The sequence below is a fragment of the Aeromonas sp. ZOR0002 genome (genome assembly GCF_963866995.1).
Classification (GTDB): Bacteria; Pseudomonadota; Gammaproteobacteria; order Enterobacterales; family Aeromonadaceae; genus Aeromonas; species Aeromonas caviae.
Genome location: NZ_CAWMFQ010000022.1, coordinates 4891 through 15356 on the forward strand (window position 1 = coordinate 4891; position 10466 = coordinate 15356).

The following is a 10466-nucleotide window of genomic DNA, read 5'->3' on the forward strand; positions in this document are numbered from 1 at the left end:
GCGCCAGGGTACGCTCGGCCTCCTGCAACTGGGCGGGGGTTCCGCTCAGTACCAGCTGGTTGCCCATGGCGCTCACCCCGAGATCCGGGTAGATCTCCTTGAGCGTCTGCACCGCGGCATCCGCCTCGAATACCGGTATGACCTTCACTTCGGCCCTCAAGGGCAATGCCAGCAACAGGCAGCACCCCAGCCCCCAATACCCTGATCCAGCGCGCATCTTCTCCTCCCGGCGTTCACCGCCACCCTCTCGCTTCCTGCCATCATGGTCCATGGCGCCCCGATTGCAACGGGCCTGGTATGCAACCCCACACAGAGGCACCTGATAAAGACTCGTTAAGATACCAATCAATACAAATAAAAATGGTTATCATTTGTTGTCACAACAAAAACCCTCGGATACAATTCGGACTCATTTTTTCGAGTCAGCCTCTGATGAAGCCAGAATCCGTCGCATCCACCCCTGCCGCCATCCACCTGGCGCTGCTCATCAACATGCTCTCCATGGGCTGCATGATGATGGTGATGCCCCTTGGCCCGGAACTGGTAACCCGTCTGGGGATGCTGCCGGAGCAGACAGGTTACTTCAGCGGCGGCGCCACCCTGGGAGCCGCCCTGCTGGGCCTCCTGGCCGCCCCCTGGCTCGATCGGGTCAACCGCAAACCCGCCCTGCTGGTGCTGCTGCTCCTGCGCTTCCTGCTCTTGATGGCTTGCGCCCTGGCCGAGGATAGCCAGACCCTGCTGCTGATCTTTATCCTGTCCGGCTGCGTGGCCGGCCCCCTGGGGGCCATCCTGATGGCGGCGGTGCTGGATCTGGTACCGCCCGCCGAGCGGGGCCGCCGTCTCGCCTACGTGGGCATGGCGTTTTCCCTGGCCGCCATTCTGATCGTGCCCGCGGCCCTCGTGCTGGCCCAGTGGTCTGGCTGGCAGAGCCCCTTCCTCTTGTTTGGTGCTGGCGGCCTGCTGCTGGCCCTGCTGTGTGCGATCTGGCTGCCGTCCCTGCCGGTCAACCGGGCCTCGGCAGGCCAGGGGATACGCCAGTTGCTGGGGTCACCGCTCTGCCAGGGAGCCCTCTTTATCCTCTGCCTGCAGATGTTCGGCCACTTCCTGCTCATTCCGCACTTTGCCAACTACTTCCAGTTCAACCTGGGTTTCCCGCGCGAGCAGATCGCCAGCCTCTATCTGTGCGGCGGCCTTGCCAGCATGGCCACCATGCGCCTGTGCGGCGGCTGGATCGATCAGGGCCGCGCCCAGGGCGCCATCCTGCTCACCAGCCTGGCCCTGGCCCTGATCACCCTGGTGGGCTTTGCCTTGCCGGCAGGCCTGCCTCTCTATCTGCTGTTCACCCTCTTCATGGCCCTGAGCTCCGCCCGTGCCAGCACCACCCTCGCGGTCACGGCGGCCATTCCGGCCCCCCATCAGCGCGCCGCCTTCATGTCTTTCCAGGGCTCGGTCACCAATGTGGCGGCGGGCCTAGGCAGCCTGCTCTCCGCCAGATATCTGGTCTCCGACGAGGGGGGCGCCCTGCACGGTTTCCCCACCCTGGCCTGGATCAACATTGCGTGCACCCTGGTGGCCTGCGCCGGTGTCTGGTTCCTCATCCGGGGCCTGAAGCGCACAAGAGATAACAATAATCCTGCCTCTGGCACCGCCAGACAAGGAAGTCAGTGAGCACCGGATCAGAAGAATCCGGACCCCATAACCTCAGTTATATCCATGGAGTTTTTGACAATGCAGTTGCAGCACGGCCTCTTTAAACTGAACCCCATTCTGCTCTCCCTTGGTCTGCTGGCCGTACCGGGCCTGGCCCAGGCCGAGTCCGTCAAGGCCAACGAGACGGTGGTGGTCACCGCCACCCAGACCAAGCACACCGAGCTGACCGCCCCGGCCAGCGTCTCCGTGGTCACCCGCGCCGATCTGGACAAGATGAACGTCAACAACATCGGCGATGCCCTCAAGCACGTGCCCGGTGTCAACATCATCGGCACCAACCCCACGGGTCGCAACGAGATCAAGATCCGCGGCATGGGCGGTGACTACACCCTGCTGCTGGTCAACGGCAAGCGGGTCAACGCCCGCGAGACCCTGGGCAGCTCCTTTGGCAACGACTTCGACTTAAGCTCCATCCCCATGGCCGCCATCGAGCGCATCGAAGTGATCCGCGGTCCCGTCTCCTCCCTGTACGGGGCCGATGCCCTCGGCGGCGTGGTCAACGTGATCCTGCGCCAGGCCAAGGAGAACACCGAAGCGGCCGTCGGCTACACCCACACCATGCCCACCAAGGGGGATGGCGGGGATGCCAACCAGGGTAGCGCCTTCGTCTCCGGCGCCCTGATCGACAACAAGCTGCTGGGCAGCGTGGTGGTGGAGGGCTATCAGCGGGATCGCTGGAAGAGCGAGCAGTCCAACAACCCGGATGCCGACGCCCTGGAGAAACGGGAAGTGGTCAACGTGCTCTCCAGCCTGAAGTGGCTGGTGGCCGACAACCAGGACATCGACTTCGATCTGGGTTACAACCAGAACGACATGGACAGCTACTTCAACAACGTGCCCCGTGCCCCGACCGCACCGGCCACCCCCCACAACGTGCAGAAACTCGATCGCCTGAGCCTGGGGCTGACCCACAACGGCCGTTGGGAACACTTCGACAGCCGCGCTCGTTACTACTTCGAGCAGACCGATCTGATGGATGACTCCCAGCTCAACGGTGGTGCCGCCGACATCACCCAGACCAACAACACGGTGGATGGCCAGTTGAGCGGCTACCTCGGGGATCACCTGCTGACCTCAGGTGCAGAGTTCCGCAAGACCGAGCTGGAGCACAGCCGCAGCATCCAGAACGGCAGCGTGGATGCGAGCCAGAGCGCTCTCTACCTGCAAGACGAGTTCGGCTTTGGGGATCTGGCCCTGACGCTCTCCGGCCGTCTGGATCACCACGAGACCTATGGCAACGAGTTCAGCCCCCGTGCCTACGCCCTCTACTCCCTGAGTGACGAGTGGGTGATCAAGGGCGGCGCCGGCAAGGCGTTCAAGGCCCCGACCCTGGCCCAGTCCAGCGAAGGGTTCGCCACCACCGCCTGCCGCGGCGCCTGCAAGGTGATAGGCAACCCGGATCTGAAGCCGGAAACCTCCGTCAGCTACGAGCTTGGCACCGCCTACAACGCCGATCGCTTCGGCGCAGGGGTGACCGGCTTCCACAACGAGATCGAGGATCTGATCCAGAGCGATCAGTGGGGCCCGGGCTACCGTCCGACCGTCATGACCTACCTCAACGTCAAGAAGGCCCGCATCAAGGGGCTGGAGCTGACCGGCTGGTTCGACGTGCTGGACAACGTGCAGCTGACCGGCAACCTGACCCTGCTGGACTCCGAAGACAAGAGCACGGGTGACGATCTGGCCAAGACCCCGGATCACACCGGCAACATCGGCCTGGACTGGAAGGCGAGCGACGTGGTCAGCGCCAACCTGGCCTGGCAGTATGTCGGCAGCCAGGTGATCAAGGTGCCGGCTCGCAACGCCCAGGCATTCACCTCCAAGCACTACCAGACCCTGGACGTGAACACCAAGTGGACCGTCACGCCGGCCCTGGACTTCAAACTCGGCATCACCAACCTCACCAATACCCAGCGTGACGAGGTGGCGACCGACGCCGACTTCATCCTGGAAGGTCGTACCGTCTACGCAGGGGTCGATTACAAGCTGTAATCCATCCTGTATGCGGGAGCCCCGGTCGCGGGGCTCCCTTTTTGCGTTTCTGCCTCCCCGAATTCAAGGAGTCATTGAGTGCTCAGATACCAAGCTCGGCTGTTCTGGCTCGGCGTGCTGCTCCTCTTCCTGCTGATTTGTCTGTCACTGGCCACCGGGGCCGGTGTCTATGGTGGCCGCGAGGTCGCCGGTTTCCTGATGGGCGATCCCGCCTTCGTGGCCGATGAAAAGCTCGCCATGATAGTCCATACCCTGCGCCTGCCCCGTACCCTGGCAGCCCTGGTGGTGGGGGCATCACTCTCCCTGGCGGCCTCCATGCTGCAAAGTGCCACCCGCAACCCTCTGGCCGAACCCGGCCTGCTCGGGGTCAATGCTGGCGCCGTCTTTGCTCTGGTGATCGGCCTCACCTGGTTTGGCGTCGAATCCGCCTACGGGTATCTGCTCTGGTCCGGCATGGGGGCCCTGCTCGGCAACCTCATCGTGCTGGGCCTCGGCCTCATGGTGGGGCGCTCCAACCCCCTCAAGCTCATCCTGGTGGGGGTCGCCCTCTCCGCCACCTTCGGCGGTCTTTCCAACTTCCTGTTGCTCTCCAACCGGGTGGTGCTGGAGCAGTTCCGCTTCTGGAACTTAGGGTCCCTTGCCGCCTCCAGTCTGGAAGCGGTACTCACCGTGGTCCCCTTCGCCCTGGCCGCCCTGCTGCTGACCCTGTCGCTCTGTCGCCCTCTCACCCTGATGCAGATGGGGGATCACCAGTCCAGGGCCCTCGGCATCCGCCCCACCCGGGTGCGGATCGGCGTGCTCTTGGCCGCAACGCTCTTCACCGCCTGCGCCATCGCCATCGCCGGTCCCATCGGCTTTGTCGGCTTCCTCGCCGCCTACTGCGCCCGCCTGGTGGAGCCGGTTCGCCTCGCCATCCAGGTGCGCTTCTCCGCCCTGTTCGGGGTGCTCTTTCTGCTCGGTGCCGATGTGCTGGCCCGCTGGCTTATCCAGCCCTACGAGCTGCCCAACGGCGTCATTCTGGCGCTCATCGGGGCGCCCGTGCTCATCCTGGTGGTGCGCAGCGGCGGCTTCCGCTCCCTGCTGGCCGTCAAATAAGGTGCCACGCCCATGAAGAACTCTCTCTCACTCCCGAGCGGCACCCTCTGCCTTCGCCTTGGCAGCCGCACCCTGTTGCTGCACCGCCGCGCCTGGCTCATCACCCTGGGGCTCCTGGTCGCCCTCACCCTGCTCTCCCTGCTGGCCCTCACCCTGGGGTCCGGCAAGATCACCATGATGGGGGTGATCCAGACCCTGCTCGGGGAGGGAAGTCGACTCGATCAGGTGACCGTCTTCAAGATCCGACTGCCGCGCCTGTTGGCGGTGCTGGTGGCCGGCGCCGCCATGGGACTCTCGGGCTGCCTGGTGCAGACCCTGGTGCGAAACCGCCTCGCCACCCCGGACATGATCGGGGTCAACGAGGGGGCATCCCTTGCCATCATCATCTTCTCCCTCTATCTGACCCTGGGCACCTGGCCCTGGTGGGCCGCCCCCTTCGGCGCCCTGTTTGCCGCCGCCGCGCTCTATGCCCTGTGCAACAAGCCGGGGGAACAGGGCTACCTGTTCGTGGTGATCGGCATCGGTGTCTCGGAGCTGATGAACGCCCTCGGCCAGTTCGTCATGTCCACCCAGTCCCTGGTGCACCTCACCAGCCTCTATCTGTGGAACATGGGCAACTTCGTCGGTCAGGGCTATGGCACCTTGCTGCCGGTAAGCCTGCTGCTCCTGCTCATCTGTCCCTGGACCGTCTGTCTCTCCCGCTCCCTTGGCGTGCTGCGCCTGGGACCGGTCACCGCCCGAACTCTCGGGGTCAACGTGAACCGGGTGCAGCTCGGGGTGCTGGCCCAGGCCATCATAGTCGCAGCCCTTGGCACCGCCATCGGCGGCCCCGTGGTTTTCATCGCCATGGCGGCCCCCATCCTTGCCTCCTGGCTCAGCCGGGATCACATCGTGCCGCTCTGGATTGCCGCCCTGTGCGGCGCCCTGATGCTGCTCGCCAGCGACACCCTGGTGCGGGTGCTGGCCAGCCCCCACGAAGTGGCCACCGGCATCATGACCCGCATTCTCGGCGGCCTGCTGCTGCTCTTCATCCTGCTCAAAGATCGCCAGAAGGCCGACTGACCATGGCATTCATCCATTTTCAATACAGACCGAGGGCCGCCCGATGACGCTCACCGTGAACCGACTCCAGTTCGGCTACCCGCAAAAGACCATCTTCAAGGAGATCTCCTTCTCCCTCCCCCGGGGCAAGCTGGTGGGGATCGTCGGCCCCAACGGCGGCGGCAAATCCACGCTGCTCAAGCTCCTTGCGGGACAGGAGCAGCCCCGGTCCGGGGAGATCCTGCTCAAGGAGAAGCCACTCGGTGCCTATGGCGCCAAAGCCCTGGCTCGGGAACTCGCCTATCTGCCCCAACGCCCCCTGGTCCCCCCCGGTATCCTGGTGGAGCAGCTGGTGCAATATGGCCGCCATCCCCATCAGGGCTGGTTCAATCAGTGGAGCGAGGAAGATGCCCGCATGGTGGACTGGGCCCGGGAGCGGATGCAGCTTGATGCCATCTGGCACCAGAGCGCCAGTTCGCTGTCCGGCGGTCAGGCCCAGCGGGTGTGGCTCGCCATGGTGCTGGCCCAGGATGCGGACATCATCTTGCTGGACGAGCCCACCAGCGCGCTGGACATCGGCCACCAGACCGAGGTGATGGAGGCCATCCATCGGGTCGCCGCCGAGGGCAAGACGGTGCTTATCGTCATCCACGATCTCGCCACCGCCGCCCGCTACTGCGACGAGCTGATTGCCCTGGGGGATGGCGCCATCCAGGCCATGGGCCCGGCCCGGGAGGTGGTGACCAAGCCCCTCATCGATCGCCTCTACCAGACCGATGTGGACATACTGCACGCCCCCGGCGACGGGGCCCCTGTCATCGTGCCCCGCCGACGCGCTGACGAAGCGCCTCGCCTGCGCGCCGACCATGGCGTGTCGGCCTGAGCCATACCCTGTGCCAGAGAAAGAAACCGCCTGATGGCGGTTTCTTTCTCTGGGCTTTGCGTTGGCGTTATCCGGGCGCTGGCATCGTGCTCACAGCAGCAAGACGGTGAGCACGCCCCCCGGCAGGGCTTGCCAGTGCAGGGTGGCGCGCCAGCCGGCTGGCAGGGTCGGTGTCAGCGGGCATTTGAGCTCCAGGGTGAGAGTCTGCGCCGTCATGGCGAGCCAGCGGGCATCGAGAAAGTCAAAGTAGCGCCCCACCCGGGGATAGAGCCCCTTGAAGAGGCTCTCCTTGGCGGAAAACACCAGGGTCACGCCCTCTGCCAGGCTCAGCTGGGCGTCGTGACCCCCCGCCTCCAGCCGTCCCCACTCCTCCCCATCCATGATGCCGGGCCATAGCTTCGCCCCTTGGTCGCCATCGAGCCAGGCCTCCAGATCCAGCCCGATTCCCTCCTGGCCCGGACGCACCGCACACAGGGCCACCCCCTCTCCCGCCAGCCGGCTGTGGCTGATGCTCCCCTCCACCCCTTCAGGCCAGAGCGGCTCCCGGGCCGCTCCGATGGCCACGCTGCATCCTGCAAGACCGAAGGGACGCAGGGCCTCACGGGCTGCGAGACGCCCTGCCAGAAACTCCCCGAGGCGCCTGGGGGCAGCCCCCTGCAATGAAGCAGGCAGGATGATGCCCTGTGCCCCAAAGCACTCCGGCGAGAAGGCGGCGGGATCAAAACTGACCCGATGAAGAGGCAACGTCTCCAGGCCCGGCAGGTACAAGGCATCGAATTGACGGACAAAGGATCCATCGAGTGAGGGACAACGAGGCAACATGCAAGGCTCCTGACAGGGGCCTGCGATGGTACCAAAGCAAGCCGAGGTCATGCCACAAATACAAATGACAACGCTTCTCACTTGCTTTGTGGTAGCATGTCCCCGCCCATTCGGGGCTGGCCGGGCGGCTCTCAGGCACTTTCCACAGACTCTGGCCCACCGATTTCACCCATAAGGATGTCACCATGAAGATCTTCTCCCCGCTGGCCACCTTGCTCATGCTGGCCAGCCTGACGGGCTTCCAGGCCCAGGCGGGCAGCCGCCAGGTCATCGATGCCAACGGCCAGCCCCAGAGCGTCCCCGATGCGCCCCGGCGAGTCGTCGTGTTGAGCGAACTCGATCTCGACAGCGCCCTGACTCTGGGGGTGCAGCCGGTAGGCACCGTCAATGGGCGCGGCCAGTCCACCCTGCCCCGCTATCTGCTGGACAAGGCGGGCAAGGAGATCGCCGTGGTCGGGGATCTGGACAACCCCAATCTGGAGACCCTCATCGATCTGGAGCCGGACCTTATCCTCACCGGCCAGACCAAGCCCGAGCTCCTGGCCCTGCTCAAGGAGATCGCTCCTACCGTCGTCACCGGCAACTGGGGCGAGCCCTGGAAAACCGTGTTCGGCCGCAGTGCCGACGCGATGAACCGGGGGGCCGAGGCCAAGGCGTTCCTCACCCGGTATGAGGCCCGCCTGGCAGAGGCCCGCAGCAAGCTCGCCCAGCATCAGGGGGAACAGATGAGCATAGTGCGCTGGAACCCCAAGGGGCCGAGCTACATGCACGGCGGCACCTTTGCCAGCAGCGTGGTCACCGAGATGGGGCTCACCCGACCGTCCCACCAGATTGGCGACAAGAGCCCCCACTCCCCGGCCCTGAGCCTCGAATCCCTCAACCTGCTGGACGGTGACTGGCTGGTGATCGGCACCCTCAGCACCAGCGGGGATGCGGTGGATGCCATGAAGCAGGCCGAGCAGACCCCGGCCTTCCAGCAGCTCGGCGCCATCAAGGGCAAGCGCTTCGGCGCCGTGGACGGGTCACTCTGGACCTCCACCGGCGGCCCCCAGGCGGCCCTCAAGGTGATCGACGACGTCGAGCGCCTGCTCACCAAGGCGGATGCCGCCCCCATCGCTCACTAATCCCTCGGTTTACGGCCAACAAGAAGCCCGCATGATGCGGGCTTCTTTTTTATCCATCGCTCTTACCATCCTGCAAGGCCGCCTACTCGGGCAAGGGTAGCGCCTTTCTGTCGAGCTTGCCGCTGCCGGTCTTGGGCAGAGCATCCAGCAGGATGAGCCGCGCCGGCACCATGTAGTGGGGCAGCGTCGCCTGCAGGCCTTTGCGCAGGGCGAGGCGATTGAGGGTCACCCCGGCCCTGGCCTCCACATAGCCCACCAGCATGGCCTCGTCCCCCTCGCCCACCAGACGCACCGCTGCCTCCTGCACCCCGGCCTGGCGGCGCAGTCCCGCCTCCACCTCGCCGAGCTCGATGCGAAAACCACGCAGCTTGACCTGATCGTCGCGCCGTCCCAGATAGAGGAAACGGTCCGCCCCAAGGAGGCGCACCCGATCGCCGGTGCGATAGAGGCGATGGGTGGCAAGGCGCAGGAAGGCGGCGCTGGTCAAGGCTGGCTTGCGCCAGTACCCCTCGCATAGGGCCGGGCTCTCGATACAGAGCTCGCCGCACTCCCCCTCCGCCACCGGCTGCCCCACTTCATCCAGCACCCAGTGCCGATAGCCGGGCAGGCTGTGGCTGATGGTGATCTGGCCATCAGTCGGTGGCCAGCGCACCTCGCTCACCAGGGACCAGACGGTGGCCTCGGTCGGCCCGTAGCAGTTCCACAGCCGCCGGGTGCGGGCACAGAGCTGCTCGGCCAGACCTGGGTCCAGCGCCTCGCCACCGCACAGGGCAGTGAGGGTATTGCGCCCCTGCCAGCCCGCTTTGAGCAGCATGCGCCAGCAGGCCGGGGTGGCCTGCAGCCAGTTGATGGAGGGGTCGGCCTCGAGCAGGGCCAGCATCCCCAGGGGATCCTTGTTGTGATCACCGCCGGCCACCGTCAGCCGGCCACCGCCCCAGAGCGGCCCCAGCATCTCCAGCAGGGAGATGTCGAAGGCCGGGGTGGTGATGAAGAGCCAGTGGCAGCCAGGTGAAAGCCCGAGCCGCTCACGGATCCCGTCGAGGAAGCAGAGCAGGGCCCGCCGGCTGATGACCACCCCCTTGGGCTCGCCGGTGGAGCCCGAGGTGAACATCATGTAGGCGGCCAGGGCGTCATCCACCTGAGACCAGGAGACGGGCCCTGCCGCTGCGGGCCCGTCGAGGGTGCGCAGCGGACAGCCGAAGGCGGGCACCGATCGATCGCCGTCGCAGATCACCGCCGACAGGCGCGCCTGGCGGGCGATCCCCTGCAGCCGCTCCACCGGAAAGTCCGGTTCAAGGGGCACGAAGGTGAGGCCGAGGCGCAGGCAGGCCAGCAGGCTGGCCACCAGATCGGGGCCGCGGGAGAGATAGAGGCCAACCCGCTCCCCCACCGCCAGCCCCTGCAATCGGGCGGCAATCTCGCCGACCCTGGCATTGAGCGCGCCGTAACTAAGCCACTGCTCATCTGATCCACCCTCACCGATACCCTCCCCTCCCATCCGGATGGCGGGGGCCAGCGGGGTGGCGGCCAGACAGGCCGCCAGTCGCGCGCCCAGGTTGGCCGCCCCCTCACGGGGGGCAGGCCGGGTTTGCACGAGCGGAGCCTTATGCTTGATGGTCACCGTCATAGCGCGGCCTCCGTTTGACGCACCAGCCAGTGTCGGTAGAGCCGGCTGGGGGATGGATGGGCCTTGAGCATCTGCAGGGTAAGTGGCGCCCGATCCTGCGCGAACGCCTCGTTGAGGGCCGCCAGCAGGGCGAGCTGCTGCACCGAATCCACCCCGAGTTCACACAGGGTCT

General features: G+C 65.7%; 9 protein-coding genes and 1 pseudogene. 6 read left to right on the forward strand and 4 right to left on the reverse strand.

Annotated features, from left to right (window positions below; all coding sequences use genetic code 11):
• Positions 1-217 (reverse strand): annotated as a pseudogene (locus AACR77_RS01535) (hypothetical protein); the annotation flags it as partial.
• Between the two features lie 215 nt (positions 218-432).
• Between AACR77_RS01535 and AACR77_RS01540 the strand changes: the two are divergent.
• The 5 genes from AACR77_RS01540 (at position 433) to AACR77_RS01560 (ending at position 6721) form a co-directional block, all read left to right on the forward strand.
• Positions 433-1668: an MFS transporter gene (locus tag AACR77_RS01540; protein WP_042879372.1), complete on the forward strand. Its 1236-nt coding sequence runs from the start codon at positions 433-435 to the stop codon at positions 1666-1668.
• A 60-nt stretch (positions 1669-1728) separates the two neighbouring features.
• Entirely contained in the window at positions 1729-3702 is a 1974-nt protein-coding gene (locus AACR77_RS01545) for a siderophore amonabactin TonB-dependent receptor (protein WP_010674445.1), read from the forward strand.
• A 78-nt stretch (positions 3703-3780) separates the two neighbouring features.
• The gene (locus AACR77_RS01550; protein ID WP_042879374.1) at positions 3781-4797 is read left to right on the forward strand and encodes an amonabactin ABC transporter permease subunit 2; all 1017 of its coding nucleotides are present in this window, start codon (positions 3781-3783) and stop codon (positions 4795-4797) included.
• 12 nt (positions 4798-4809) lie between these two features.
• Positions 4810-5859: an amonabactin ABC transporter permease subunit 1 gene (locus AACR77_RS01555; protein WP_042879377.1), complete on the forward strand. Its 1050-nt coding sequence runs from the start codon at positions 4810-4812 to the stop codon at positions 5857-5859.
• 43 nt (positions 5860-5902) lie between these two features.
• Positions 5903-6721, forward strand: a complete 819-nt coding sequence (locus AACR77_RS01560) for an amonabactin ABC transporter ATP-binding protein (protein ID WP_039038896.1) — start codon at positions 5903-5905, stop codon at positions 6719-6721.
• A gap of 90 nt (positions 6722-6811) precedes the next feature.
• On the opposite strand, the gene AACR77_RS01565 is transcribed toward AACR77_RS01560, so the two are convergent.
• Positions 6812-7543 (reverse strand): 4'-phosphopantetheinyl transferase family protein, encoded by a 732-nt coding sequence (locus AACR77_RS01565; protein ID WP_042879379.1) that lies wholly within the window; start codon positions 7541-7543, stop codon positions 6812-6814.
• A gap of 185 nt (positions 7544-7728) precedes the next feature.
• Between AACR77_RS01565 and AACR77_RS01570 the strand changes: the two genes are divergently transcribed.
• On the forward strand, positions 7729-8667 hold the full coding sequence (locus tag AACR77_RS01570; protein ID WP_042879381.1) for an ABC transporter substrate-binding protein: 939 nt from the start codon (positions 7729-7731) through the stop codon (positions 8665-8667).
• An 82-nt stretch (positions 8668-8749) separates the two neighbouring features.
• Here AACR77_RS01570 and amoH read toward each other — a convergent pair whose 3' ends face one another.
• Both amoH and AACR77_RS23075 read right to left on the reverse strand, forming a co-directional pair.
• Positions 8750-10294 (reverse strand): amonabactin biosynthesis glycine adenylation protein AmoH, encoded by a 1545-nt coding sequence (gene amoH, locus AACR77_RS01575; protein ID WP_042879383.1) that lies wholly within the window; start codon positions 10292-10294, stop codon positions 8750-8752.
• Positions 10291-10466, reverse strand: a 176-nt coding sequence (locus AACR77_RS23075; RefSeq protein ID WP_156133348.1) for a phosphopantetheine-binding protein, incomplete at its 5' end; no start/stop codon positions are given. The genes amoH and AACR77_RS23075, both read right to left, overlap by 4 nt.